This window comes from Streptomyces krungchingensis, assembly GCF_054729265.1.
In genome coordinates this window covers 5,644,519-5,669,326 of sequence record NZ_JBPUKY010000001.1, presented here as the reverse complement: position 1 = coordinate 5,669,326, position 24,808 = coordinate 5,644,519, and the positions used below count along the sequence as shown (strand labels likewise).

At 72.2% G+C, this 24,808-nt stretch carries 26 protein-coding genes and 1 pseudogene; 11 read left to right on the top strand and 16 right to left on the bottom strand.

Annotated elements, in window-relative coordinates:
• The first annotated feature begins 257 nt into the window (after positions 1-257).
• The 3 genes from ACSYGO_RS25000 to ACSYGO_RS24990 all read left to right on the top strand — a co-directional run bounded on the left by ACSYGO_RS25000 (position 258) and on the right by ACSYGO_RS24990 (position 1,533).
• Positions 258-815, top strand: a complete 558-nt coding sequence (locus ACSYGO_RS25000) for a hypothetical protein (RefSeq protein WP_460387704.1) — start codon at positions 258-260, stop codon at positions 813-815.
• Positions 816-898: 83 nt separating this feature from the next.
• A complete protein-coding gene (locus ACSYGO_RS24995; protein WP_359489255.1) occupies positions 899-1,114 on the top strand; it encodes a type II toxin-antitoxin system VapB family antitoxin in 216 nt (71 codons plus the stop codon).
• On the top strand, positions 1,111-1,533 hold the full coding sequence (locus ACSYGO_RS24990) for a PIN domain nuclease (protein WP_426676949.1): 423 nt from the start codon (positions 1,111-1,113) through the stop codon (positions 1,531-1,533). Before ACSYGO_RS24995 ends, ACSYGO_RS24990 begins: the two co-directional genes overlap by 4 nt.
• Before the next feature lie 550 nt (positions 1,534-2,083).
• Here the strand turns inward: ACSYGO_RS24990 and ACSYGO_RS24985 are convergent.
• Positions 2,084-2,749 carry a DUF2637 domain-containing protein gene (locus ACSYGO_RS24985; RefSeq protein WP_460387702.1) on the bottom strand — a complete coding sequence of 222 codons (666 nt, stop codon included), beginning with the start codon at positions 2,747-2,749 and terminating at the stop codon, positions 2,084-2,086.
• Positions 2,750-2,893: 144 nt separating this feature from the next.
• On the bottom strand, positions 2,894-3,082 hold the full coding sequence (locus tag ACSYGO_RS24980; RefSeq protein ID WP_426676951.1) for a hypothetical protein: 189 nt from the start codon (positions 3,080-3,082) through the stop codon (positions 2,894-2,896).
• A 626-nt stretch (positions 3,083-3,708) separates the two neighbouring features.
• On the opposite strand from ACSYGO_RS24980, the gene ACSYGO_RS24975 reads away from it, so the two are divergent.
• Positions 3,709-5,721 (top strand): calcium-binding protein, encoded by a 2,013-nt coding sequence (locus ACSYGO_RS24975; protein ID WP_460387701.1) that lies wholly within the window; start codon positions 3,709-3,711, stop codon positions 5,719-5,721.
• A gap of 183 nt (positions 5,722-5,904) precedes the next feature.
• Here the strand turns inward: ACSYGO_RS24975 and ACSYGO_RS24970 are convergent, their stop codons facing one another.
• Positions 5,905-6,675 carry an SDR family NAD(P)-dependent oxidoreductase gene (locus tag ACSYGO_RS24970; RefSeq protein WP_460387700.1) on the bottom strand — a complete coding sequence of 257 codons (771 nt, stop codon included), beginning with the start codon at positions 6,673-6,675 and terminating at the stop codon, positions 5,905-5,907.
• Between the two features lie 179 nt (positions 6,676-6,854).
• Here ACSYGO_RS24970 and ACSYGO_RS24965 point away from each other — a divergent pair, with 179 nt between their 5' ends.
• The gene (locus ACSYGO_RS24965; protein ID WP_432190196.1) at positions 6,855-7,484 is read left to right on the top strand and encodes a TetR/AcrR family transcriptional regulator; all 630 of its coding nucleotides are present in this window, start codon (positions 6,855-6,857) and stop codon (positions 7,482-7,484) included.
• Between the two features lie 122 nt (positions 7,485-7,606).
• Here ACSYGO_RS24965 and ACSYGO_RS24960 read toward each other — a convergent pair whose 3' ends face one another.
• A complete protein-coding gene (locus tag ACSYGO_RS24960; RefSeq protein ID WP_460387698.1) occupies positions 7,607-8,377 on the bottom strand; it encodes a calcium-binding protein in 771 nt (256 codons plus the stop codon).
• Positions 8,378-8,618: 241 nt separating this feature from the next.
• Here ACSYGO_RS24960 and ACSYGO_RS24955 point away from each other — a divergent pair, with 241 nt between their 5' ends.
• Positions 8,619-8,807, top strand: a complete 189-nt coding sequence (locus tag ACSYGO_RS24955) for a hypothetical protein (protein ID WP_426676956.1) — start codon at positions 8,619-8,621, stop codon at positions 8,805-8,807.
• 140 nt (positions 8,808-8,947) lie between these two features.
• Positions 8,948-9,189 (top strand): annotated as a pseudogene (locus tag ACSYGO_RS24950) (DUF6191 domain-containing protein); the annotation flags it as partial.
• Positions 9,190-9,276: 87 nt separating this feature from the next.
• Here ACSYGO_RS24950 and ACSYGO_RS24945 read toward each other — a convergent pair.
• The 5 genes from ACSYGO_RS24945 to ACSYGO_RS24925 all read right to left on the bottom strand — a co-directional run bounded on the left by ACSYGO_RS24945 (position 9,277) and on the right by ACSYGO_RS24925 (position 14,547).
• Positions 9,277-10,506, bottom strand: a complete 1,230-nt coding sequence (locus ACSYGO_RS24945) for a cytochrome P450 (protein WP_426676958.1) — start codon at positions 10,504-10,506, stop codon at positions 9,277-9,279.
• A gap of 58 nt (positions 10,507-10,564) precedes the next feature.
• Positions 10,565-11,956: an NAD(P)/FAD-dependent oxidoreductase gene (locus ACSYGO_RS24940; RefSeq protein WP_460387696.1), complete on the bottom strand. Its 1,392-nt coding sequence runs from the start codon at positions 11,954-11,956 to the stop codon at positions 10,565-10,567.
• A complete protein-coding gene (locus ACSYGO_RS24935; protein WP_460387694.1) occupies positions 11,946-12,185 on the bottom strand; it encodes a ferredoxin in 240 nt (79 codons plus the stop codon). Before ACSYGO_RS24935 ends, ACSYGO_RS24940 begins: the two co-directional genes overlap by 11 nt.
• 162 nt (positions 12,186-12,347) lie before the next feature.
• Positions 12,348-13,058 carry a hypothetical protein gene (locus ACSYGO_RS24930; RefSeq protein ID WP_426676961.1) on the bottom strand — a complete coding sequence of 237 codons (711 nt, stop codon included), beginning with the start codon at positions 13,056-13,058 and terminating at the stop codon, positions 12,348-12,350.
• Positions 13,059-13,203: 145 nt separating this feature from the next.
• On the bottom strand, positions 13,204-14,547 hold the full coding sequence (locus ACSYGO_RS24925) for an MFS transporter (RefSeq protein ID WP_460387692.1): 1,344 nt from the start codon (positions 14,545-14,547) through the stop codon (positions 13,204-13,206).
• 64 nt (positions 14,548-14,611) lie between these two features.
• Between ACSYGO_RS24925 and ACSYGO_RS24920 the strand changes: the two genes are divergently transcribed.
• Positions 14,612-15,010 (top strand): MerR family transcriptional regulator, encoded by a 399-nt coding sequence (locus ACSYGO_RS24920; protein ID WP_460387691.1) that lies wholly within the window; start codon positions 14,612-14,614, stop codon positions 15,008-15,010.
• A 27-nt stretch (positions 15,011-15,037) separates the two neighbouring features.
• Here ACSYGO_RS24920 and ACSYGO_RS24915 read toward each other — a convergent pair whose 3' ends face one another.
• The 6 genes from ACSYGO_RS24915 to ACSYGO_RS24890 all read right to left on the bottom strand — a co-directional run bounded on the left by ACSYGO_RS24915 (position 15,038) and on the right by ACSYGO_RS24890 (position 21,794).
• Complete coding sequence (locus ACSYGO_RS24915) at positions 15,038-16,222, bottom strand: hypothetical protein (protein WP_426677214.1); 1,185 nt, start codon at positions 16,220-16,222, stop codon at positions 15,038-15,040.
• 125 nt (positions 16,223-16,347) lie between these two features.
• Positions 16,348-17,676, bottom strand: coding sequence for a bifunctional glycosyltransferase family 2/GtrA family protein (locus ACSYGO_RS24910; RefSeq protein ID WP_460387690.1), 1,329 nt, complete (start codon positions 17,674-17,676; stop codon positions 16,348-16,350).
• 201 nt (positions 17,677-17,877) lie between these two features.
• Positions 17,878-18,414, bottom strand: a complete 537-nt coding sequence (locus tag ACSYGO_RS24905; protein WP_432172916.1) for a hypothetical protein — start codon at positions 18,412-18,414, stop codon at positions 17,878-17,880.
• A gap of 11 nt (positions 18,415-18,425) precedes the next feature.
• Positions 18,426-18,932, bottom strand: a complete 507-nt coding sequence (locus ACSYGO_RS24900) for a SigE family RNA polymerase sigma factor (RefSeq protein ID WP_426676966.1) — start codon at positions 18,930-18,932, stop codon at positions 18,426-18,428.
• Positions 18,933-19,210: 278 nt separating this feature from the next.
• Positions 19,211-19,666: a (2Fe-2S)-binding protein gene (locus ACSYGO_RS24895; RefSeq protein WP_426676967.1), complete on the bottom strand. Its 456-nt coding sequence runs from the start codon at positions 19,664-19,666 to the stop codon at positions 19,211-19,213.
• Positions 19,667-19,676: 10 nt separating this feature from the next.
• Entirely contained in the window at positions 19,677-21,794 is a 2,118-nt protein-coding gene (locus ACSYGO_RS24890; protein WP_460389758.1) for a xanthine dehydrogenase family protein molybdopterin-binding subunit, read from the bottom strand.
• A 215-nt stretch (positions 21,795-22,009) separates the two neighbouring features.
• Here ACSYGO_RS24890 and ACSYGO_RS24885 point away from each other — a divergent pair, with 215 nt between their 5' ends.
• Positions 22,010-22,405, top strand: a complete 396-nt coding sequence (locus ACSYGO_RS24885; RefSeq protein WP_345639938.1) for a TOBE domain-containing protein — start codon at positions 22,010-22,012, stop codon at positions 22,403-22,405.
• Between the two features lie 43 nt (positions 22,406-22,448).
• Here ACSYGO_RS24885 and ACSYGO_RS24880 read toward each other — a convergent pair whose 3' ends face one another.
• Positions 22,449-22,925 (bottom strand): molybdopterin-dependent oxidoreductase, encoded by a 477-nt coding sequence (locus ACSYGO_RS24880; protein ID WP_432172915.1) that lies wholly within the window; start codon positions 22,923-22,925, stop codon positions 22,449-22,451.
• Positions 22,926-23,095: 170 nt separating this feature from the next.
• On the opposite strand from ACSYGO_RS24880, the gene modA reads away from it, so the two are divergent.
• Together modA and ACSYGO_RS24870 are read left to right on the top strand one after the other, a co-directional pair.
• Positions 23,096-23,932: a molybdate ABC transporter substrate-binding protein gene (gene modA, locus ACSYGO_RS24875; RefSeq protein WP_432186295.1), complete on the top strand. Its 837-nt coding sequence runs from the start codon at positions 23,096-23,098 to the stop codon at positions 23,930-23,932.
• The gene (locus ACSYGO_RS24870) at positions 23,929-24,807 is read left to right on the top strand and encodes an ABC transporter permease (RefSeq protein ID WP_432172914.1); all 879 of its coding nucleotides are present in this window, start codon (positions 23,929-23,931) and stop codon (positions 24,805-24,807) included. Before modA ends, ACSYGO_RS24870 begins: the two co-directional genes overlap by 4 nt.
• Position 24,808 lies beyond the last annotated feature (1 nt).

Below are 24,808 nucleotides of genomic sequence, written 5' to 3'. Positions count from 1 at the left end.
ATCTGTGGCATCCGGCTGCGGACCCTGGAGGACGTGTTCGCCTATGCCGCGGCCGAGGACGTCACCTTGCGGATCGACGGGATGGCGGCAGCAGCAGGACATTCCGCCGAACGACCTGGTGCCCGTTCGTACCCTCCCTCACAGAGCCTCAAGCCCAAGCCGGACGAGAACGGAAGAATCGTGGTTATGTGGCGTCCGGCGCCCTGGCTTCTTCTGGGCCCGGGCCTGCAAGGCTCGGCTGGGAGGGCCGGCTGGCGGTGCGGCCCAAGACCGAAGCGTCCGGGGACGTGACCGGCTATGGCGTCAGCCTGCCCGGCGACGTCAACAAGCAGGGCGAACCCGTCTGGTACGCCGATTACGCACTCTCCGGCGACCTGTCCCTCCCGCAGGTCCACAAACGGCTCACCACGACCACTCCCGAACCGGTCACCGTCCTGCCGGGCAGCCCATGGAACCAAGCCACGGCCGCCACCGAACGGATCTTCGACCACCTCACCCACAGCGAGGAGGGCGTGGCCCAGGGCCGGCTGGCCGCGCTCGGCGGAGTGCTTGACCTGCTGCACGTCACAGCGCAGACAGCAGCACGGGCCGAGCTGGAACAGGCCGCCATGGCGTTCGAACGGGCAACTCGCTCCCGTCATGACCCCGCGAGAAGTCGACGAATGGGACTTCATCAGGCGTACCGGGGCGGTGCGCCTGATGTGAGCCCAGTGACCGGTCAGGCCGGTTCGCCGATCTGCGCAGTCGATCAGCGACCTGCGCGACCGCCCGTCAGCCCGGTCATCGGAGAGTTCGTCCCCGCGACGCCTGGCTGATCGTCCTGCCCTGTTGGACCGACCTGCCACGCATCACCTAGGATATAAAAGATGGCAGCAATGATATCAAGGGAGGGTGGCCGATGAGTCGAACCGTGATCGACCTCGACGATCAGCTGGTAGCGGAGGTGGCCCAGGCTCTGGGCACCAGCACCAAGAAGGAGACAGTGAACACCGCGTTGCGCGAAGTGCTGGAGAACCGGCGGCGCGCTCTGGCGCTTACCCGTCTGCGGGCCGCGGCCGCCGAGGGTGCGTTTGACCTGGACCTCTTCGAGGACAAGGGGAATTACCGCCGGTGAACGCCGCGCAATACCTGATCGACACCAGCGCGCTTGCTCGCCTGCTGCGCGGCGACGCTGAGCAGTTCGGGTGGGACCAGGCAGCAGCAGCTGGGCTCATCGCCACCTGTCCCATCACCGAGCTGGAGTTCTTCTACAGCGCACGTTCCGCCGCCGACCGCGCACAAGGCATCGACAACATGCGCCTGCTCTTCGGCTGGGTGCCTGTCGACGACCGCGCCTACGACCGCGCCTGGCAGGTCCAGGAGATCCTCACCCAACGCGGACAGCACCGCAGCGCCGGGACCGTCGACCTCGTGGTGGCCGCCACGGCCGAACTGCAGGGGCTCACTCTGCTGCACCGCGACCGGGACTTCGAGTGCATCGCCGCCGTCACGGGCCAGGCACTCCAGTGGTACGGCCCCGAAGCCGGCAAATGAACCAACGGCGAGCGTCGGCCGTTCCGAGCATGCCGCGACCGCCGGCCTTGCGACGTAAAACGGGCTTCACCCAAGCTCTGTGCACACGCGAAGGCGTTACCCAACCGGACGTCCGACCGAGCCCCGGCCAACACCGCGCCCCTCCGTACACGCGCTCTGCCCACCGGTCTTCGCGCCCCGTGCCCATAGCGTGCCCGTAACAGCGGACAACTACGGTCAGCAGCGGTGTGATCAGGCCCGCGCAACCGTGCCAGCACGCCGAATTAGCACAGGTCCATCCGGCTGCCCAAGCGCCGTCGCTTCCCAAGCTGAGAGCGCGAGTTCGATTCTCGTCACCCGCTCCACGACAGAGGCCCAGGTCACCGACCCGGGCCTTTTCGCTGTCCGCCGTGATCACTCGTCGCGCGCCGGATGCCCGACAGAACATCGAACTTCCGGCCCGCGCACACCACTTCGAGCCCCGGCAGACCGACTGAGTCACCACGCCCACCACTGGTCCGAGGCGGCCGGCTCCGCCCCTCGCCCGGACCTTGCCCCGGCCGGGTCCGCGCTACTGGCGGTGACGGCGTGACGCCTGCCGCGGCGGCAGGGTCAATGTGATCTGCCGGACGAGCTGCTGGAAGCACGCCAGGGACGCCAGGGCGGGCAGGGCGGCGCCGGCGACACCGGTGAGGGTCTTGTCGGCCTCAGCCACACACAACGTGATCGCCACGGTGGAGAACAGCAGAACGATGAACCATGAGTGCATGGCCCGGCGCCGGTGCAAGGCGGTTCGCAGGATGGAAAGAGAGGCCACCATCCAGGGGCCGTACACGAGAATGGGCCACTGAGGGATCGGCCCGCTCTTCGCGCCGGACGAAATACCCTGCAGAGGCGCGTAGGCCGCCATGCCGCCGAAGACGCTGACCATCGCCACGATGACGGCAATGAAGGCGAGGATGACCAGGCTGCCCGTTCGCAGCCACTGGATTCGGGGTCTTCTGACTCGAATCTTCCGATGCGCCGCAGACGATTTCCGGATGGGCGGAAGCTGGGCGGTGATCTTCGCCAGATTCTCCATCGGGTCGTTGAATTCGACGCCGGGTGCCGACTCGCTGCGAGGCGGCGGAACCACGGCCACCGGCTCCGACGGAACGGGCGCCGGCTCCGACGGAACGGCCTCCTGCAAGAGGTACGCGAGTTCCTCGACCGGATCCCAGCCCGAGTCGGGGGGCATCACCAAGGGGTCCGCCGGGTGTGAGGCATCGACAGGGGTGTCGTGCCAGCCGGCACCCGACCCATATGAGTATGCGTCGGAATACCATTCATGCTGAGCAAAGGAGGGATCCGCATACTCTCGGTTCACAGAAATGCGCCCCCTTTACGCACGGTCCGCGTGACGGTCGAACTTCTCCTGACTGTTCCACCGCTGGTCCAGTTCCTCCTGAAGCGCCTCCAGCAGCACCAGGAACTCGCGGAGCAGTGACTCGCCGACCTGTACTTTGACTCTCGCGTCACCCTCACGCAAGGCGTTACGCGGCACGAACACCGAGTTTGCCACACCAGTCACGTAAGCGTATTTCTCCGCTTTCGCGTCACGGGTCACGAGCGGCTTACCCTCCCCCGTGTCGCAGCGAGGCATGCCATGAGGCCTTGCTTTCGTCATATCCCGCTAACGCCGCTCCCGCTCCTCCAGATGCGCGGCAAATGAGTGACCCTAGCGCAGAGGAAACGTTGAGGAGAGCATTTCTTCATTCATGTCCACCCGCACCTCGCTCCGCACGTCATGAGTCGAACGGGTTGTCTTCTAAGATCTTTTTGCGCCGGAAATAGAATTCGTTGTAATGACGTTCGAAGCGTGACGTCGAGCGGCCGTGTACGGCGACGGTGGGTGCGGACCAGGCATGGGCGGGTGCTGGGTGGTCGCTTCGGGCGCCCTCCCGGGAGCGGACCGCCACAGAACTCCGGGGCGGGTGACTGAAGCGGGCAGGCTTGTCGAACTTGCCCTGTGCGCCGGGGAGTTCCTGCCGGTCGGCCGACGCGCCCGTGCGGTGTGCGGAAGCCCTGCGGGTGCCGGACCCCGGTACCGCCGTCGGCGCGCGTCCTCACCCCCGGGTGTGGATTTCGGCGTCCAGTGAGCGCAACGCGGCCCAGCGACGGACGGAAGGCCGTACGTCCGCCGCGAAGCTGCGGCCCATGCTGATCACTCATCTGCGGCCGGCGCCGGGCGAGTACCGGGGAAGACGCCGCCGGCCACAGTCGGTCCTGGCCGGGCTCGTGGCAGCCACCGGCCTGGCGCTCGTCCTCGCCCTGCCCGGCACCGCGGCCGCCGCCCCCGGCGACCTGGACCCCGCCTTCAGCGGCGACGGCAAGGTCCTCACCGACTTCGCCGGCACCGACTCCGCCGACGACGTGAAGGTGCAGCCCGACGGCAAGATCGTCTCCGTCGGCTCGTCGGACGGCGACTTCGCGGTGACCCGCCACAACGCCGACGGCACCCCGGACACCGGTTTCAGCGGCGACGGCAAGGTGACCACCGACATCAACAACGGCCAGTACGACGAGGCCCACGCGGTGGCGGTGCAGCCCGACGGCAAGATCGTCGTGGTGGGCACCAGCTGGCGGGACTTCGAGGACTGCTGCTGGTTCACGTTGGCCCGCTACAACGCCGACGGCAGCGTGGACACGTCGTTCGGCACCAACGGCAGGGTGCTCACCGACTTCGCCGGCCCGACCGAGGCCATGGACGTGGCGCTGCAGCCCGACGGGAAGATCGTCGCCGCCGGGTACTCCGGGGGCCGGGCCGCCGTGGCCCGCTACCTGACCACCGGCGCCCTGGACCCTGGTTTCGGAACCGGCGGCATGGTGACCACCGACCCGTCACCGGGGTCGCTGGAGGAGGGCGGCGATGCCCGCACCCTCGCGTTGCAGCCCGACGGAAAGATCGTCGTCGGAGGCGAAGTGGGAACGACCCGCTTCGATTTCGTCCTCATCCGCTACAACGCCAACGGCACCCTGGACACCGGTTTCAGCGGTGACGGCATCGAGCGGACCGATTTCGGCGACTACGAGTCCGTGGAGGGGCTGGCGGTCCAGTCCGACGGCAGGATCCTCGCGGCCGGGGGAAGCAGCGGCAGGTTCGCACTGGCCCGCTACAACGGGAACGGCAGCCTGGACACCACCTTCGGCACCGCGGGCCGGGTCCTCACGCCCGGTGGCGGCGGGGCCCAGGACGTGGTGCTGCAGTCCGACGGCAGGATCGTCGTGGCGGGCAACAACGGGCCCGGCGGCGACTTCGCGGTCCTGCGGTATGGCACCGACGGGAGCCCGGACAGCGGCTTCGGCACGGGCGGCCGGGTGACCACCGACTTCGGCGGCAGCGACCAGGCCCGCGGCGTGGCGCTGCAGTCCGACGGAAAGATCGTCGCCGCCGGCCAGGGCGGTCCGGACACCGACTTCGCCCTGGCCCGCTACCAGGTCGCCGGCACACCGCCGCCCCCGCCCGGGGTGGACCTGGCGGTCAAGAAGACCGGCCCCGCCACGGTCAGCATCGGCGACCGGCCGACGTACACGGTGACCGTGACCAACAACAGCACCACGGCCTCCGCCACCGGCGTCCAGATGTCCGAGACGCTCGGCGGTCCCGTCGCGTCGATCACCTCGGTGACCACCACCCAGGGCACCTGCACCCGGACCGCGACCACGGCGAGCTGCGCCCTGGGCACCCTCGCCCCCGGAGCGAGTGCCACGGTCAAGATCGCCACCGAGCCGCGGGCCGGTGGCACCCTCTCCGACCGGGCCACGATCAGCGCCACCCAGACCGACCCGGTCCCCGGCAACAACTCCGCCACGGCGACGACCACCGTCAACAACAACCGCGGCTGCACGATCATCGGCACCAGCGGCGACGACACCATCAACGGCACCTACGGCAACGACGTGATCTGTGCCCTCGGCGGCAACGACACCGTCAACGCCGGCTTCGGCAACGACACCGTGTACGGCAACTACGACAACGACCGCCTCGACGGCGGCTACGGCACAGACACCCTGAACGGCGGCCCCGGCAGCGACAACCTGCTCGGCAACTACGGCAACGACACCCTCGACGCCGTCGACAACGTCTCCGGCAACGACACCGCCAACGGCGGCTTCGGCACGGACACCTGCACGGCGGACACGGGCGACACCCGGATCAGCTGCCCCTGATCACCACGGGAGGGTTTGCGCCGAAGGCCGTCACCGGTGCGGGTGACGGCCTTCGGCGTGCGGGATGGTGGAACGTCGGCGCCTCCCCCACAGGCCGCGGCGCCTCGGGGGTACGGCTCCACGGCGCGCCACCGGGGTACGGCGCCATGGGGGGGACGGGGTTCGAGGATCCCGTATCCCCCGCTACGCGGCGACGACCGCGACCCCCGTCCTGCCTCCGTCGACGTCGACCACGGTCCCGTGCACGAAGGCCGCCTCGTCGCTGGCCAGCCAGACCACGGCGTGCGCGACGGCGTCCGGCGTGCCGACGCCGCCGGCCGGGGTGCCCTTCATCATGATCTCGCCGGGATGCGGCTCGGCGCCCTCCGGGGCCGGGGGCAGGATCACACCCGGCGAGACGGCGTTCACCCGCACGCCCATCGGTCCGAACTCCGCGGCCCAGGCACGCGTGAGCGTCTCCATGGCTCCCTTGGTGGAGCTGTAGAGCGCGCCGAGGGGTACGGCCAGGCGCGCGATCCAGGAGCCGAGGTTGACGACCACCCCGCCGCCGGACTCCGCCATGGCCGGGGCGACGGCGGCGGTGAGGAAGAACGGCGCCTTCACATTGACCCCGTAGACCTTGTCGAACGTCTTCTCGTCGGTGTCGGTGGTGCCGGGCGCCGGGTAGATGCCGGCGTTGTTCACCAGGATGTCGATCCGCCCGCCCAGGGCCGCGCGGGCCCGGTCGGCCAGATCCCGGGAAGCCTCCGCGCTGCCGTCGAGGTCCGCCGCCAGGAAAACGGCCCGTCCGCCGGCCGTCCGGATCCCCTCGACCACCTGCGTACCCCGTTCTTGATCGCGCCCGGACACGACGACATGGGCGCCCTCGGCGGCGAACGCCTCGGCGATCGCCTGCCCGATATTGCTGGTCGAGCCCGTGACCAGCGCCGTCTTGTTCCGCAGTCGTTCAGCCATGACGCGCTCTCCCTTGTCTCGCGGTGTGCGGACCACTGTGCGTCGCAGAAAATGGACCAGCAAGTCCAGACTGGGAGGGGCCCTCAAGGGGCGGCTCCGGACCCGCAGAGCCGAGCCCTCCCGCCGTAAAATGGACCCGTCGGTCCACAGCCGTCCAGCCGAGGAAGGAGGGGAGGCCGATGTCGGACGCTCCGACCGCGAAGGGCCGCGCCACCCGGGCCCGCATCGTCGAGGGGGCCGCGGAGGTGCTGCGCGAGCAGGGTGTCGCCGTCACGACCCTCGACGACATCCGCAGCCGCACCGGCACGAGCAAGAGCCAGCTCTTCCACTACTTCCCCGACGGCAAGAGCGAACTGCTGCTGGCCGTGGCCCGGTTCGAGGCGGACCGCGTCCTGGAGGACCAGCAGCCGTACCTGGGATGCCTGGACTCGTGGCAGGCCTGGCGCCGGTGGCGGGACGTCGTGGTGGAACGCTACGAACGCCAGGGCGACTCCTGCCCCTTGGGCGCCCTGTTCCTCCAGGTCGGCCGGTCCAGCCCGGGAGCACGGGCGATCGTGACCGAGCTGATGCGCCAGTGGCAGCGGGAGCTCGCCCACGGCATGCGCGCCCTCCAGTCGAACGGCCTGGTGTCCGCGGCCCTCGACGTGGACCGCACGGCCGCCGCGCTGCTGGCGGGCATCCAGGGAGGCGTGACCATCATGATGTCCACGGGCGACTCCACCCACCTGAAGGCGGCGCTCGACACCGGCATCGAGCACCTGCGCGCGAGCGGGGCCGGATCGGGAGCCGAGGAAGAGGACGGGGCCTGAGCCGAGGGGAGAGCCCGGGCGGGACAGCCCTGACGGTCCCCGTCACCGTCACCGTCGTCGCCGGCAGCCGTGCCGCCGCCGGCGACGACGGCCCGGTCAGCGGGCCGCGGTGGGAGACCCGTTCACTTCACGTCGAGGTGGTCGCCGGTGGCCTTGGCCGCGGGCGTGGTGCTCGTGCCCGCGAAGTAGTAGCGCCAGTAGCCGTCGGCGGAGGCGGTGACCGTGGTCCTCAGGTTCCCGGAGCTGTCGCTGTTCACGGTCTTTACCGTGCTGTACGTGCTGCTGCCGGCCTTGCGGAACTGCAGTTTGACGGGCTGTCCGGTGTACCCGTGGTACAGGTGGTCCTCCCAGTTCGCCCGGGACAGCTTGCCCGTGACGGTGATCGCCTTGCCCTTGGCGACCGGCTCCGGCGAGGCGTTGACCGTGAGCTTGGAGTAGCGCTGCACGTGGAACGCGCCGACGTCGGTCTTCTTCGCCGAGTCGCCGTCCTTGGCCTTCGCGTACGCGCCGATGTGCCAGGTGCCGGCCAGGGCGTTGTAGTGCAGGTCGTACTCGGGAACGATCGTGTACGTCGACGTGCAGGTGACCGTCGTTCCCGACGTGCACGTGGTGCCCGCGTCCGAGTCCTGGGTCCAGAAGGCGTCCGGGTCGCTCCACGTGCCGTGGTAGAGGTACGTCTGCCCGGACGTGACACCGGCCGGATCGGAGGCCGTGAACGTGACCTTGAAGGTCACCTTGTTCGTCGTGCCGACGGCGACGTCCTTGCCGCCGTTCACCACCACGTTCGACACCTTGGTGTCGCCCACCACGGTGTCCGCGTGAGCCGACGGAACCGCGACGGCGGCGGCTGCCAGCGCACCGGACAGAACGGCGCCGATGGCGAATTTGCGCATGAGATCCCTTAGGAATGAGGCCTGTTGCCCCCAGCAGGCGCCCGATTGGTGAACGAACTGTAAGGGACACCGAAATGCGTCCGCACACCCGGTCCCGGGCACCGCGCGGCGCTCCTGACCTGCGTCCACCCGCAGGTCAGGAGCGCCGGCCGCCCGCGCCGAAATCGTGTCGTGTCCGCGTCCCCGTCCCCCTTATCCTGCCGACTCCCGGCCCACGGAGGCCCGGAGAGACAGGGGGAACGTGAGCAGAAGACGCTACGTGGCGAGGGGCGTGCCGGGCGGCTACCGGATCTGGGACAACCGCGGCCGCCGATTCTGGGGCGACCTGTACGAGCTGTGCCCCGACGACCTGCTGACCGAGCTCAACGGCGCGGCGGACAGCGCCAGGATCGCGGCGCTGCTGCGGCGGTACCGCGCTCTGAAGCGCTAGCACACCGCCGCTCCTCGACATCACCACGGACCCCGGGCGCCTGCACGTCACCGGGCGCACGACGGTTCGGAGCGGGAGCTCGTCGGGCAGCACCCGGAACGCCTCGTGAGGGCCGAGCGGGCGTACGGCACGGGAGTCCCGCCGGGCGGGCCGGGCTGCTGCCGTGGCGCAAGGGGGCGCGGCAGGGGCAGATATCGGCGACCGGTTTCGAGCAGCTGCACGCGAGCCTGTCGCCCGGGAAGCAGGACGAGCTGAAGCAGCGGCAGTCCTCGCTGGTGATGCGGGACGACGAGGAGGACGGGGGGGGTCGCCCCACCGCACGACGGTGGACCTGGACGGAGGGGTCGCGGTCGTACGGATGCCGCAGGCGAGTCGGGGGTAGGGCGGCCCGGGACCGAAGGCGGTGGCGTCCGCCGCCCGCGCGACCGCGCCCGGCCGGGCCGCGAGGCGAACCGGCCGGGCGGCCGTGTCAGCGCAGGGCGTCGAAGGTGATCTCGAGGTGGCGCGGCCCGCGCAGGACCGCGTTCGGGCGGTAGGGCGGGGGGTCCTCGACGAGACGCGGGTTGTCGAGCCGGCGGGCCAGTTCGGCCAGGGCGATCTGGGCCTCCAGGCGGGCCAGCGGTGCGCCGAAGCAGCTGTGGATCCCGCTGCCGAAGCCCAGGTGCTGGATGTCCTCGCGGTCCGGGTCGAAGCGGTCGGGCTCGTGGAACCGCTCCGGGTCCCGGTTGCCCGCGGCGAGGACGAGCCAGATCCGTGAGCCCTTCGGGATGGTGACCCCGCGCAGCTCGATGTCCGCGATGCAGGTGCGCTGCGGCACGAGCTGCACCGGCGGTTCGTAGCGCAGGAGTTCCTCGACGATCTTCACGGACAGGCCCGGGTCGTCGCGCAGCCGCCGCAGGTACTCCGGGTGACGCAGCAGGGTCAGCATGCCGTTGGTGATCAGGTTGACGGTCGTCTCGTGACCGGCGATGAGCAGCAGCACCGCGGTGCTGAGCACTTCCATCGTGGTCATCGCGCCGTCCGGGCCGTGACTGTTCACCAGGTCGGACAGCATGTCCTCGCGCGGGTCCCTGGCGCGCTGCTCCACCAGCCCGTTCAGGTACATGCCGAGCTGGAGCCGGGCCTCCTGCGCGGTCTTCATGGACTCGGCGCTCGTACGGGTGTCGGGGTCCAGGCCCGCCACGATCGGGTCCACCCAGGAGCGGAAGCGGGGTTCGTCCTCGCGCGGCACGCCGAGCAGCCGGCAGATCACGGTCACCGGGAAGGGGTACGCGAACTGGTCGACCACGTCGATCTTCCGCGCGTCCCCGAACCCGTCGATCAGGTCGGTGACGATCTGGGCGAGTTCACCGCGCATGGAGTCGATGCGGGTGGGCCGGTGCGGGGGGCCGAAGGAGCTGTTGGCGATCCGCCGCAGCCGGTCGTGCTCCGGCGGGTCGAGCCGGATGAAGCTCGGCGGCAGCCCCGTCGCCTCGGGCCCGGACAGCTCGTCCTCGCTCGCGACGGCGAGGTTGTTGAAGTCGGAGCTGATCCGCGGGTCGTGGAGCAGGCTCTCGATGTCCCAGTACGAGCTGATGACGTACGGACCGCCCTCCTCCTCGTGCAGCACCGGGGTCTTGCGGAGCTCCTCGTACAGCGGATACGGGTTGGCGCGGTTCGCGTAGTCGGTGATCTGGCGCAGGAGCGGGGCTTGCGACATGAGTGGTCCTCGGGGGCGTGCGGGTCCGTGGGGACGTGGAGCGGGGGCGGGACTCCGGTCAGTGGCGGGCCGGGGTGAAGACCAGCTGCCGGTCGGACGGCGAGTAGCCGCTGAGGGTCACGGTCGGGCCGTGCGTCGGCAGGGACGGGTCGGGGAACGCGGCGTCGACCGGCTGCCGGCCCTCGGGACGGCGGTCGACGGTCGCGAACTCCACGGGGAACGGCGCGCCCCGCTCGATCTGCCGCTCGTAGAACTCCAGCCACCGCGTGTTGTCGAAGCTCACCGCGGCGATGACGCGTCCCTGGTAGCCGTAGACCCCGACGAACCTGCGCTCGGCCAGCGAGCCCTGCGTGATCATGATCTGCTCGCCCATCGGCGGGACACCGACCGACTTGATGTTCACCCCGAACTGCGAGGACCAGAAGGCGGGCACCCACAGGTGCGGACGCCGCTCGGCGCTGGGACTGATCATGTTGTGCGCGGCGACCTCGGCCTGGGCCACGGCGTTGCCCCAGTGCTCCAGCGAGAGGAACTGGTAGCCGAACAGCGCGTGCGGGGACCGGGCGACGTCGCCGGCGACGAAGATGTCGTCGGTGACGATGCCCCGGAAGTCGAAGGCGCGGCAGCCCGCGTCGCAGGCGATGCCCCGGGGACCCGCGCCGAGCCCCGAGCCGGTCAGCCACTCGGTGTTGCGCATCGAGCCGAGCGAGACGACCACGAGGTCCGTCTCGACGACGCTCTCGTCGGAGAGGTGGGCGGCCTTCACCCGGCCCACCGAGTCGCTCTCCAGTCCGGTGACCATGACGCCGGTGCGCAGGTCGACGCCGTTCTCGTGGTACAGCTCCGCGGACACCGAGCCGATCACCCCGCCGAGGGCGCCGACCAGGGGCGCGCCCGCGCGTTCCGCGACGGTGACCGCGAGGCCCATCTCCCGGCAGGCCGAGGCGATCTCCGACCCGGCGAACCCGGCGCCGATGATGAGGACACGGCGCGGGCCGGCCTTGAGCCGCCGGTACAGGGCGGCGCCGTCGTCCCGGGTGCGGAGCACGAAGACGCCGTCGAGGTCCGCCTCCGCCTCCTTCGGCCAGGGCCGGGCGCGGACGCCGGTCGCGATCAGCAGCCGGTCGTACTCGACCTCGTCCCCGTCCGCGAGCCGTACCCGCTTGGCCGTCATGTCGAGACCGGTCGCGGCGGCACCGAGGCGCCACTTCGCGTCGATCTCCCGGCGCCGCGGCAGGTCGGTGTGCAGGGCGGACGCCTTGCCGAGCAGGACGGCCTTCGACAACGGCGGCCGGTCGTAGGGCTCGTAGGGCTCGTCGCCGATCATGGTGAGGGAACCGGTGAAGCCCTCGGCGCGCAGGGTCTCCGCGGCCCGCAGGCCCGCGAGCGAGGCGCCCACGATCACGATCCGGCCCTCGCGCCTGAACCAGTCCAGGTAGTCAGTGGGCATCGGACGACTCCCGGGCGGCCTCGTCGGACCCGGCGCCGTGCAGCCCGTCGGCCGTGATCGCCTGGACGGGGCAGGCGGCGACGGCGCGCGCCAGCTTCTCGCGCTGTTCCTCCTCGGCCCGCGGGTTGTAGACCAGCGCCTCCTCGCCGTGCATGGCGAAGACGTCCGGCGCGAGGAACGCGCACTGCGCGTATCCCTGACATTTGTTGAGATCGACGACAAGCCTCATCGACGCTTCGACCTTTCGACGGCAGGGTCCGTTGCGCACCGCCTGTTCGGCGTTCGCCCGGGGACGGGGTCCCGGTCATCTCCCGCAAGTCAGCTTGGGAGCCGGGCGGGTCCCGCGCCCGCCGGGAGTGGCCGATCGGGTGAGGACACCGGGCCGGCGGCGTCAGTCCGCCGCGGGGATCCGTGCGTCGCGGCCCGCCACCACGAAGATGTAGGCGCCGATGACCAACGACCAGGCGGGGAAGACCAGTTCGGCCCAGGGGACGTTGGACGAGACGAACAGCAGCGTCAGGGTGGTGAGGAAGCCGAGCACGGTGAGCCAGCGGGGCAGGACGCCGAGGCGGTGCCCGATCACCGACAGGGAGCAGGTGAAGACCGCCGCCATCCGCATCGCGTACCCGATCATCAGGGTGTAGGCGAAGTGACGGCCGAAGTCCCAGGTGGGCAGCGAGGGGGTGGGGCCGGCGGGGTGTGCGGTGGACAGCACGGCCCCGGCCGCCGCGGCGGCACCGAACATGGTGGCGGTGAAGACCAGTCCGCTGCCGAGGAAGACGGTGGCGAGGAACTTGTCCTCGCCCTCGCCGACATGGGCCCGTACGGCGCCGAGGAACCAGAGGAAGAAGATGCCCGCGAACGGCACCAGGGCGATGGCCGTCCGCACGGCGGTGCGCCGCGCCGAGTCGCTGAACCCCTCGGGGCTGACCGCGTCGGCGCCCTCGGGAATCCCCAGCCGGATCAGCACGATGGCCGCGGCGAGCAGCAGCGCGAACACGATCCCGGCGAGCCCGGCCGCCCGCGGGGTCTGGAGCCCGGCCGCCCGCGGGGTCTGAGGGGTCCGCCCCGACGGCGGTCGCCCCGGGCCCGTTGCCTGCATGCGCCGCTCGCCTCCTCTGAGCCGTTCCCCGGCACCAAGCAAGCCGTCTCCCGGACGGCCGCGCCACCGGGAGACGGCCGAACGGCACACGTACGGCGCCACGGGCCCGGCGTGCCGGGCGCGGCTGCCGCTCGGGCCGCGGGGTTCACGACCCGCCCGGCCGCCGGGCGGGGAAGCCGTGCGCCCGGGCGCCGGCCACGACGAGCAACGCCGGTACGAGGAGCGCGAGGACGCTCCACGGGAAGGCCCCTGCGCCGCGCAGATCGAGCAGCAGACCGCCCACGGCCCCGCCGGCGGCCATGAACGAGTTCCAGGTGGTGACCAGCAGGGCCTGGCCCCGGTCGCCCCCGGCGTCGGTCACCGCGGTCTGCAGGAGGGTGGCGACGCCGCCCCAGCCGAGGCCCCACAGGACCACGGCGGCATAGACGACGGCGGTGTGACCGGCGAGCAGCGCGAGCAGCGCGGCGGCGGCCAGGAACAGGGCGGCGCCCGCCACGGTGAGCGCCCGCAGCCGCCGGTCGACCCACGCTCCGGTGACCCAGATGCTCAGCAGGGAGGCGATGCCGAAGACCAGCAGCACGGTGTCGCGGGAGTCCCCCATGCCCTGCGCGTCGAGGAAGGTGGCGATGTACGTGTAGAGGATGTTGTGGGCCAGCACATAGGTGGCGACCACGAAGAGGACGGGCACCACCCCGGGCAGGCGCAGGGCTCCCAGCACGGGCGCACGGTGCTCCGGCGGCTGCCCGGGGTGGTCCGGGACCGCCGCCGCGATCCACCCGACCAGGACGACGGCGACCGCGGTGACGAGGCCGAAGGTCAGGCGCCAGCCGAACACTCCGCCGAGGAACGTCCCCACGGGGATGCCCAGGGACAGGGCCAGCGGGATGCCGGCCATGGTGATCGCGATCGCCCTGCCCCGCAGCCGGGGCGGTGCCAGCCGGCGTGCGTAGCCGACCAGTTCGGCCCACACGACGGCCGCGGCCATGCCCGCGACGAACCGGAACACCATGGTGAGCGCGTAGTCGGACGAGAGGGCCGTGACCGTGTTGGCGGCGGCGAAGGCCGCCACCGCCGTCAGCAGCAGCCTCTTGCGCCGCCATGCGGCCGTCGCCTTGGACAGGGGTATCGCCGAGACGCCCGTGGCGATCGCGTAGACGGTGAGCGCCTGCCCCATCGCGGACTCGCCGACCGACAGGTCCCCGGCCATCTCGGGCAGCACCCCCGCGGGCAGCGCCTCGGTCAGCACACCGAGGAACGCGGCGGTGCCCAGGGCCAGCAGGGGCGAGAGGGGCAGCCGGTCGCCCTCGCCGCGGGCGGACGACGCGGACCGCGCGGACGGGAGCGAGGATCCGGGCCGGACGGGGGAGCCGGGCCGGACCGAGGATCCGGATGACGCGAGGGGACCGGCAGGGGCGGCACGCTCGGCCGGAGCCGCGGGCCCGGGCCGCTCGTGGGGCTCAACTGGCAGGTTCCGCTGGGAAGTCGACATGCGGGTATGGTCAAACCCTCACACTGATGTGAGGGTCAACCCGGTCCGTCATGAGGTGAGTCACATGCGCATTGGCGAGCTGTCCGAGCGCACCGGCACCCCTCGCCGGCTGCTGCGCTACTACGAGGAGCAGGGACTGATCGTCCCCGGCCGTTGCGCCAACGGCTACCGGGACTACGCCGAGGCCTACGTGGACCGGGTCCTGCAGATCAGGGGGCTGCTCGACGCCGGGCTGCCGACCCGGATCATCAAACAGATCCTGCCCTGCCTCGGGCGGCCCCGGACGATCGAGATACCCGAGGCGACCCCGGAGACGATCGCCACGCTGGAGCGCGAACTCGACCGCATGACCGCGCGCATCCGCTGTCTGTCCCGCAACAGGGACGCCGTCGCCGACTACCTCGACGCCGTGCGCACCAGTACGGGCGGCACGGCCGACGCGGGCGGCACGGGCGGCGGCTGAGGACGCCCGCCCCGGCCCGAACGCGGCCTACGGGACGCCGAGTTCGAACAGGACGTACCCCGCGTACGACCCCGACGCCGCCGCGGCGATGCCGAGCAGCGTGATCTGGAGGGGCAGCGCGAGGCGGCGCAGGTGGAGGGCGAGCGGGATGAACAGCGGGAAGGCCGGCAGCAGATAGCGGGAGATGTTGCCGAATATCTGCTGGCTGCCCAGCACGAGGGCGACCGTCAGGACGGTGTGGACGACCAGGACCACCGGGGGACGCAGCCGGATCAGGAGCGGGATCAGCAGCAGGGCCGCCAGGACGACGGCGACGCCGATGACGTCCTCGAAGGGGAACGCGAAGAGATAGTCGAAGTGCCCCACCGCGACCGAGCCGAACACGTCGAGGCTGTGCCGGCCGTAGTCGAAGGTGTGGGCCCAGGCACCGGTCTGGAGCTTGAAGTAGCCGCCCCAGTCGCCCATTCGGTGACCCACCCAGGCCAGATAGCCGGCGAGGCCGAGCGGGGCGACGGCGATGGCGGCGACCGGTCGCGCGACACCGTCCTGGCGGCGCACGAGCGCGAGCAGCGCGGCCACGGTGAGGGCGGCGATCAGCGCGGTCGCGGTGGGACGGGTGAGCCCGGCGGCACAGGTGAGGAACCCGGCGGTGAGCCAGCGGCGGCTCATGACGGCGTGACAGGCCCAGGCGGCGAGGGCGACGTACAGGGACTCCGAGTAGCCCGACCACTCCGTGCCCGAGCCCGGCCAGACGGCCCACAGTCCGGCCGCGGCGAGCCCGGCGCGGGGTCCGCCGATCCGGGCGGTGACCGCGTGGATGCCGAGCGCGGCGACGAACGAGGTGACGACCGACACCAGCATCCCGGCGCCGTACAGGCCGAGGCCCGTGCACTCGGAGACGAGCCGCATCAGGGCCGGGTAGAGCGGGAAGAACGCGGCCGAGTTGCCTTCGAGGGTGATCAGTCCCCTGGCTCCGGGGACGGGGACGAGTGCCGGGTCGTACCCGTGCGCGGCGATCTGCTGGTACCACCAGCCGTCCCAGCTGGCCAGCACGTCCCAGGGGTGGGCGCCGCCGCCGAAACGGGGGTTCTTGGTCCGGTAGTCGCCCGCGGAGTGCAGCAGATACATGAAGACGCAGAAACCGGTCAGCTTCAGCGTCCCGTACAGGGCGAGCACGGGACCGTACCGGCCGGCCGCACGGCGGACGAGCAGGCTCCACCGCTCGGTCCCCGGCCGTCGTGGTGCCGGCTCGTCCGCGGATACGGCCTCGGCGGCGCCCGCGGTCACGGGGTACGGGTGTCCGCCGGTGACGGGCGGGGCCGTCTGCGTGGTGCGGTTCACGAGCCCTCGGCTCCCGTCCGGTCTCGGCGGGAGCGGACGGGGAACACCCAGGCCCGGAAGAGCAGGAAACGCAGCAGCGTCGCGGCCAGGTTGGCGGCGACCAGCACGACGATCTCGGTCAGGTGCGCGGCCCCGGGCGCCAGTCGGTGCAGGGCGGCCAGCGAGCCCGCGGTGAGGGTCAGGCCCACCAGGAACACCAGGAGTCCCTTGGCCTGGTGGCGGACGGCGCCGCCCCGGCCGCGCAGCCCGAAGGTGAGCCGCCGGTTGGCGGCCGTGTTCGCCAGCGCGCAGACCAGCAGTGCCAGCGCGTTGGCCGCCTGCGCCCCGGCCGCCGGGCGCACCAGCGCGTACAGCAGTACGTAGCCGGCGGTGCTCACCGCGCCCACGGCGGCGAAACGCGCCAACTGGCCCGCCAGCGCGCCCCGCGCTTCCCCGTCGGGGCTGCGGCGCAGTCCGGACGTGGGCAGTGTGCCGCGGGCCAGTGCCCGGCCGATCCGCGCGATGCCGCGCAGGTCGGCCAGTGCCGTGGAGACGATGTCGACGCGGCTGTCGGGGTCGTCCACCCAGTCGACGGGCACCTCGTGGATGCGCAGCCCGGCCCGCTCGGCGATCACCAGCAGTTCGGTGTCGAAGAACCAGCCCGAGTCCTCCACCAGCGGCAGCAGCCGCTCGGCGACGTCACGTCGCACCGCCTTGAACCCGCACTGCGCGTCGGAGAAGCCGACGGCGAGGGTGGAGCGCAGCAGGACGTTGTAACAGCGGGAGATGACCTCGCGCTTGGGTCCGCGCACCACCCGCGAACCGCGGGCCAGGCGGGTGCCGATGGCGATGTCGGAGTGCCCGGAGATCAGCGGGGCCACCAGCGGCAGCAGCGCCGACAGGTCGGTGGACAGGTCCACGTCGAGATAGGCGAGCACCGGGGCGGGCGAACGCGACCACGCGGTGTGCAGCGCCCGACCCCGGCCCTTCTCCGGCAGCCGCAGCCACTCCGCCTCGGGCAGCTCGGCGGCCAGCCGGGCTGCGATCCGCGGGGTCGCGTCGGTGCTGGCGTTGTCGGCGACGGTGATCCGGAACGGGTACGGGAACGTCTCGCTCAGATGGGCGTGCAGCCGCCGCACGCTCGGCTCCAGGTCCTTCTCCTCGTTGAACACCGGGACGACGACGTCGAGGACGGGCTCCCGGTGGTGCGCGGGCACCGGCGTGCGCAGCGGCAGCCCGTCCGTGGGGCGGCGGTCCGGGTGCCGGTCCGTGGGACGGGCGTCCCGGTCGCGGCGGTCCGTGACACCGCGGTCCGGGTGCCGGCGGTCCCCGGAGGGGCGGCTCATGAGGGGGTCCGTCAAGGCGGTCGTCCCTGCTTTTGTCACGATCGATCCGTATCTGTCTTCTGTCGCGGAGCGTGCCGGGGTCGTCGGTGGCGCAGCCGCGATCACGGAAGGGGGCCGGTCAGGGGTCGGGGCCCGAAGGCGGGCCGGAGGTCGGGAGCCGGCAGGCCGGGGCCGGCGGTCGGAAGGCGGAGGTGTCGGCCGCTAGCCGGGGTCGGCCGAGCCTTCGAGCGCCGACGACTCGACGGTCGAGGGCGTGGTCGTCGGACTGACCGGCGGGCTCGGCCGGTTCGTGGCCGAGGGCGGTGGCGTGACGGCCTTGGTCGTGGTCGTCGTCGGGTCCGGGGTCACCGTGGCCGAACCGCCGGTCGACGTCGCCGACGGGGGCGGTCCGGAGGTCTCCTCATCGGGCCCCGCGGTGTTCGTCGCGGTCGAGGAGGGGGACTCGCTCGGCGACACGTCCGGCGTCGGCGACGGGGTCGTGTACGGGTACGAGGGACTCGTCATCGGCCGGGGGACGGGGCCCTGCGGCTGGTCCCGGCCGGGGTCGCGGGGCAGCAGGAACAGGCCGATGCCCAGCCCCGCGACCGCCAGGACGGACCCCACGGCCCTGCGGGCCGCGCGTGCACGGCGGCGGGCGCGGACGCCGTCCCGCAGTCGGACCTGGTGCTGTGACTCGAAGGGGGCGTGCTCCTGGGAGTCGCGCATCATGCGCGCGAGCTCCCGCTCGAAGTGATCCATCGGACTCCCCTTCACCCCACCGGCTCGATGACATCGGCCAGGAGCCGGCGCAGCCGCGCCACACCCCGTGACGCATGGGACCGGGCCGTGCCCACCGGGCACCCGAGCGCCTCCGCGACCTGCTTCTCCGGCAGGTCCTGGTAGTAGCGCAGCACCACCGCGGCGCGCTGCCGCGGCGGCAGCTGGGCCAGCGCCGCCTCCAGCCGCGACCGCTCCACCACGGAGGCGGACACGTCTCCGTCCCCGGCCCGTTCGGGGACCTGCGCGACGGGGTTCTCGCCCCACCAGCGGCGGCGCGCCGAGCGGGCCGCCGCGCGGGCCAGGACCGTGCGGACGTACGCCTCCGGGGCCTCGTCGGCGATCTTGGGCCAGACGAACCAGAGTTTGACGAGGGCCTCCTGGAGCAGGTCCTCGGCCCGGTGCCGGTCGCCGCCGACGAGCAGCCGCGCGAGATGGAACAACGCCGACCAGCGGGCTGCCACGAACCCGTCGAACCCGTCGGCCCGGGCCTGCTCCATCCGCATCGTCCCCCGCTCTCGCCAGCTCCCCCGCCAGGGATCCAGCTCCCTGCACCAGGGATAAAGACACTGGCCCCCGCCCCGCGATGCACTCCTTCGCTGTGATCCGGGTCACGCGGGTGACGGGGCGGGCGGGGCGCCGGGGCCCGGCGCACCTCAATGGGGGTGCGGGCACGGCGTGTCGGGGTGCGCGCGGGCCACCGAGCGGCGGCGCGCGGGCCGCGGAACAGGAGTGCGCGGGCCGCGATCCAGGGGTGTGCGGGCCGCGAACCCGGACGCTAGGAAGCCGGGCCGACGCTCTTGATCGCCTCGCGGATCCGGCAGTACGTGCCGCAGCGGCAGACGTTCTCGATCCGGTCGATGTCGGCGTCCGTCGGGCTGGACGTCCGCTTCAGCAGGGCCACCGCGGCCATGATCTGCCCGGGCTGGCAGAAGCCGCACTGCGCGACGTCGTGGTCGATCCAGGCCTGCTGGACCGGGTGGAGCGTCTCGCCGTCGGCCAGCCCCTCGATCGTGGTGACCTCGCGGCCCCGGCAGTCCGCGACCGGGACGACACAGGGCTGGATCTCCGCGCCGTCGAGGTGGCTGGTGCAGGCGCGGCAGACCCCGACCCCGCAGCCGTACTTGGGCCCGGTGACGTGCAGCAGGTCGCGCAGGACCCACAGCAGCGGCATGTCGGCCGGCGCGTCGACGGTGACCGGCTTCCCGTTGAGGACGAAGGAGTAGGAGGGCATCGGCACCGTCTCAGAAGGTGAGGGGGAAGCGGCGGGGGCGGGTGCCCGTCGCGCGGGCGTAGGCGTTGGCCACGGCACCCGCCGCGGCCGGGACGCCCAGTTCACCGGCGCCGCCGGGGGCGCCGGTGGAGGGCATGATGTGCGCCTCGAAGCGCAGCGGGGCGTGCCGCTGGCGGGCGTAGTGGAAGTCGGCGAAGCTGCCCTCGCGGACGGCGCCCCGGTCGATGTGCAGTCCGGCCCGCAGCACCGTGGAGATCCCGTCGACGGCGGTGCCCATGAGCTGGGCCTCGAGTCCGCGCGGGTTGACGGCCGTTCCGACGTCGGCGGCCATCACCACGTGGGTCACCCGCGGTTCGTCCGGGTCGGTGGCGTCGATCTCCACCAGGCAGGCCACGCAGGAGCCGTACTCCTCGTGCACGGCCACGCCCTGGGCCCTGCCCCGGGGCAGGGCGCGGCCCCAGTGGCCGGCGCTCGCGACCTTGTCGAGGACGGCCCGGACCGCCTTGTTCCGCAGCGTCGTGCGCCGGAACGCGACCGCGTCCTCGCCCAGGCTCGCGGCGATCTCGTCGACGACGATCTCCTCCGCGGTGCGCATCGTCCCGGAGTCCACCGACCGCCAGGCGCCCAGCGGCATCGCGAGTTCGACGGAGCCGGATTCCCCTTTGACGCGGCCGAAGTTGTACAGGCCGCTGTCGCTGGGCAGCGGGCCGGCCTCCGGCGTCCGCCCGCGGGAGGCGGCGCGCACCGCGCCGGACCGCCCGGCCCGCACCGCGAAGCCGGACTCCTCGAACACCTCGCTCACCGACGCCGTCATGTGGGTGAACGCGACCACCCGGCCGCCGGCGTGACTGGCCCGGATGCGGTGGTGGCTGGCCGGGCGCATCCGGCCGTGCCGGATGTCGTCGTTGCGGCTCCACATCAGCTTCACCGGCCGGCCGGCGGCCTTGGAGACGAGGGCCGCCTCCACGGCGGCGTCGTAGTTCAGGCGCCGTCCGAACGAGCCGCCGCCCCGCATCACATGGACCCTGACCTTCGGTCCCGGAAGCCCGAGCGCGGAGGCGATCGTGTCGCGCGCGTCCGTCGGCGTCTGCGAGGAGAACCAGATCTCGGCGCGGTCCGCGCGCACGTCCGCGACCGCGGTCAGCACCTCCATCGGGGCGTGGGAGACGAAGGCGAACTCGAACTCGCCCGTCACCTGGCGGGTGCCGAGCAGTGGCGTGCCGAGCGGGGGGACGGCCGCGCGGAGCCGGGCGCGGACGGCGTCGTCGGACAGGGCGGCGAGCGGGCCCGGCGCCCAGGTGATGCGCAGTGCGTCCCTGGCCCGGAACGCGTGGTGGAAGGTGTCGGCCACGACGGCGACACCGCCCGCGGCCCGGACGACCGCGTGGACGCCCGGCATCGCGCGGGCCGCCCGGCTGTCGACGGAGACGAGCTTCCCGCCGAGGGTCGGCGGCCGGGCCACCACGGTCGGCTTCGCCCCGGCCACCGTGAGGTCCCCGGCGTACGTCGCCTTCCCGGTGACGATGTCCCGCGCGTCGACACGGGTGGTCGGCCGCCCGATCACCCGGTGCCGGGACGCCGGTTTCGGCTCGGCGGGCACGGCGGGCCGGTGGATCGCCGCGGCGGCCGCCGTCAGGGACCCGAAGGTGGCGGTGCGTCCGTCGGGGGCGACGACCATGGTGTCCCGGGTGCGCAGCAGGCGCGGCGCGAGGTGCCACCGCCGGGCGGCGGCCGTCACCAGCTTGGCGCGGGCGGTGGCGGCCAGGGCGCGGGCGGGGTCGTACAGCGACGAGACGGAGTTCGAGCCGCCGGTGTACTGGTTGCCTTCCTTGCGGGCGTCGGCGAGCGGGATGTCGACGTCGGCGAGCCGGGCGTCCAGCTCCTCGGCGATCATCATGGCGACGGCGGTGGTGATGCCCTGGCCGACCTCGACGCGCGGCAGCCGTACGACGACCCTGTTGGCCGCGGTGACCTCCAGGACGAGCATCTCCTCGTCGGTGCCGGTCACCAGCACGTCGGACGGGCCGCCCGTGCCCGCTCCGGAGGGTTCGGCGCCCTCCGCCGAGGACGCGTCGCAGCCGAGCGGCGCCGCGACGGTCAAGGTGGACGCCGCCAGCGAGTAGACCATGAACTTCCGGCGGGACAGCGGACGGGCCAACTGACGCTCCTTCTGAGGGCATCCGGTTCCGCGCGACGCAAGGTCCACGACCGGGATGCGCACGACGGGCACGCGTACGACTGGTAGGAGGCGCGAGCCGGGCCAGAGGTTGCGTCCGGCGGCCACCGGGTCGGACGGGGCCCGGTGCGCGTCCGACCGTGGGAGCGGCGGATATGTTGGCGCGCATGCAGTCCTACACCATCGGCCAGGCAGCCCGGCTCCTCGGCGTCAGCCCCGACACCGCCCGGCGATGGGCGGACGCCGGGCGCGTGCCCACGCACCGGGACGAGGGCGGGCGGCGGCTCATCGACGGGCGCGACCTGGCGGCCTTCTCGGTCGAACTCGCGCAGACCGGCGGGGAGGACGGGACCGCCTCCCACACCTCGGTCCGCAACGCCTTCCCGGGGATCGTCACCGCCGTCAAACTCGGCGACGTCGCGGCCCAGGTCGAGATCCAGGCGGGCCCGCACCGGCTGGTCTCCCTGCTGACCCGGGAGGCCGTGGAGGAACTCGGCCTGGAGGTCGGCGTGGAGGCCACCGCGCGGGTCAAGTCGACCAACGTGCACATCGACCGCACCTGAGGTGCCGCCGTCCCCCGCAGCGACGGGGGACGGGAGCCGGGCGCTACGCCCAGGACGGGTAACGCCCGTCCACACGGATCGCGTTGATGCCGCTGATGTGCCGCGCGCCGCAGCGGTCCTGGGGCAGCACCAGCTGCGGACCGGCCCGGTCGAGCGGGGTGTCGTCGATGCCGACCGCGAGCAGCACGGGGGCGTGCGCGAAGTCGGGGTCTATCTCGGCCCACGTGAGCAGGGCGTGATGGCCGTCCGTCCCGGTCACCGCGATGAGGAAGCGCAGCCGGTCCTTGCGGCGGGCCGGGTCGAAGCCGGGCCCGGCGTCCCGCAGCACGTCATGCAGCAGCGGGCCCGCGAAACGGTGGTGCTGCACACCGCTGGTGGCGCACTCGAAGCTGACGCCGACCCGGTGCTGCGGCCAGGCCAGCAGGTCGGGCACCGTCAGCCGGACGGGCCGGGCGAGATCTCCGGTCAGCGAGAGCTCCGCCAGTGGGGGAGCGGGTGGCTGGGTCGCGGACTGGCTCACGGGCACCACCTCCCGGAGGACCGTACCCGGCAGGAGGACCCGTACAAACGCACATGCGTACATCCCATCGCCGATCACATTGCTCATGCGATGCGACAGGAGACTTCCGACTGGTATCTGCGTAAGTATGATCTGCGTATGCCTGCCTGAAGCCACGAGGGAGTAGAACCGTGACGACCCGATCCGCGCGCCGGACCCACCGCACCCGACCCCTGCAGGTCGCAGCCGCCGGTGCCGCCGCGCTGCTGGCCCTGAGCGCCTGCTCCTCCTCCGACGACTCCGGCTCGGACTCCACGAAGTCCGGCTCGTCCGCGTCGTCCTCCCCGAAGCTCTCCGGCACGGTCACCGTCTTCGCCGCCGCCTCCCTCAAGGAGAGCTTCACGACCCTCGGCAAGGAGTTCGAGAAGGAGCACCCGGGCACGAAGGTGACCTTCAGCTTCGGCGGCAGCGACACGCTCGCCGCGAGCATCACGGGCGGCGCCCCGGCGGACGTCTTCGCCGCCGCGAGCCCGAAGACCATGGCGATCGTGACGGACAAGGGCGACGCGGTCGGCACCCCGTCCACCTTCGTGCGCAACCAGCTGGAGATCGCCACCCTGCCCGGCAACCCGGACAAGGTCGCCTCCCTGAAGGACCTCACCAAGTCCGGCCTCAAGGTGGTCCTGTGCGACAAGACGGTGCCGTGCGGCGCCGCCGCGCAGAAGGCGCTGGACGCCAGCAGCCTCGAGCTCACCCCGGTCTCGTACGAGCAGGACGTCAAGAGCGCCCTGACGAAGGTCGAGCTGAAGGAGGCCGACGCGGCCGTCGTCTACAAGACCGATGTGAAGGCGGCGGGTGACAAGGTGGAGGGCGTGGAGTTCCCCGAGTCGGCCAAGGCCATCAACGACTACCCGATCACCCTGCTCAAGGACGCGCCCAACGCGGCCGCGGCCAAGGCGTTCATCGAGCTCGTGCAGTCCGCCGAGGGCCAGAAGGTGCTGACCGCCGCCGGGTTCCTCCAGCCGTGACGCAGCTGGGCAAGGCCGATGCCGCGGCCGACGTGCTCGCGGGTGGCGGCACCCGCGGGGACGGGCCGCGGCGGCGCGCCGGGACCGGCCCGCGGCGCGGTGCCCCGCTCCCCCTGCTGCTGCCCGCCCTCGTCGGCCTCGCCTTCCTGCTGCTCCCGCTGGTCGCCCTGCTCGTCAGGGCGCCCTGGGGCAGCCTGCCGGAGCAGCTGACCAGTCCGGAGGTCTGGCAGGCGCTCCAGCTGTCGCTGATCACCGCCACCGCGGCCACCGCGGTGAGCCTGGTCCTCGGGGTGCCGCTGGCCTGGCTGCTGGCCCGCACGGACTTCCCGGGGCGCGGGTTCGTCCGGGCGCTGGTGACCCTGCCGCTCGTGCTGCCCCCCGTGGTGGGCGGTGTGGCCCTGTTGCTGGCCCTCGGACGCAACGGCGTCGTCGGGCAGTGGCTGGAGTCGGCCTTCGGCATCACGCTGCCCTTCACCACGGCCGGTGTGGTCGTCGCGGAGGCGTTCGTGGCGATGCCGTTCCTCGTCATCAGCGTGGAGGGCACGCTGCGGGCGGCCGATCCCCGTTACGAGGAGGCCGCCATGACGCTGGGGGCCTCCCGTTTCACGGCCTTCCGCCGGGTCACGCTGCCGCTGATCGCGCCCGGGATCGCGGCGGGCTCCGTACTGGCCTGGGCCCGCGCACTCGGCGAGTTCGGCGCGACGATCACCTTCGCGGGCAACTTCCCCGGCCGTACGCAGACCATGCCGCTGGCCGTGTACCTGGCGCTGCAGAGCGATCCGGCCGCCGCGATCGCGCTGAGCCTGGTCCTGCTCGCGGTGTCCATCGCGGTCCTCGCCGGACTCCGGGACCGCTGGATGACGGCGGCGTCATGAC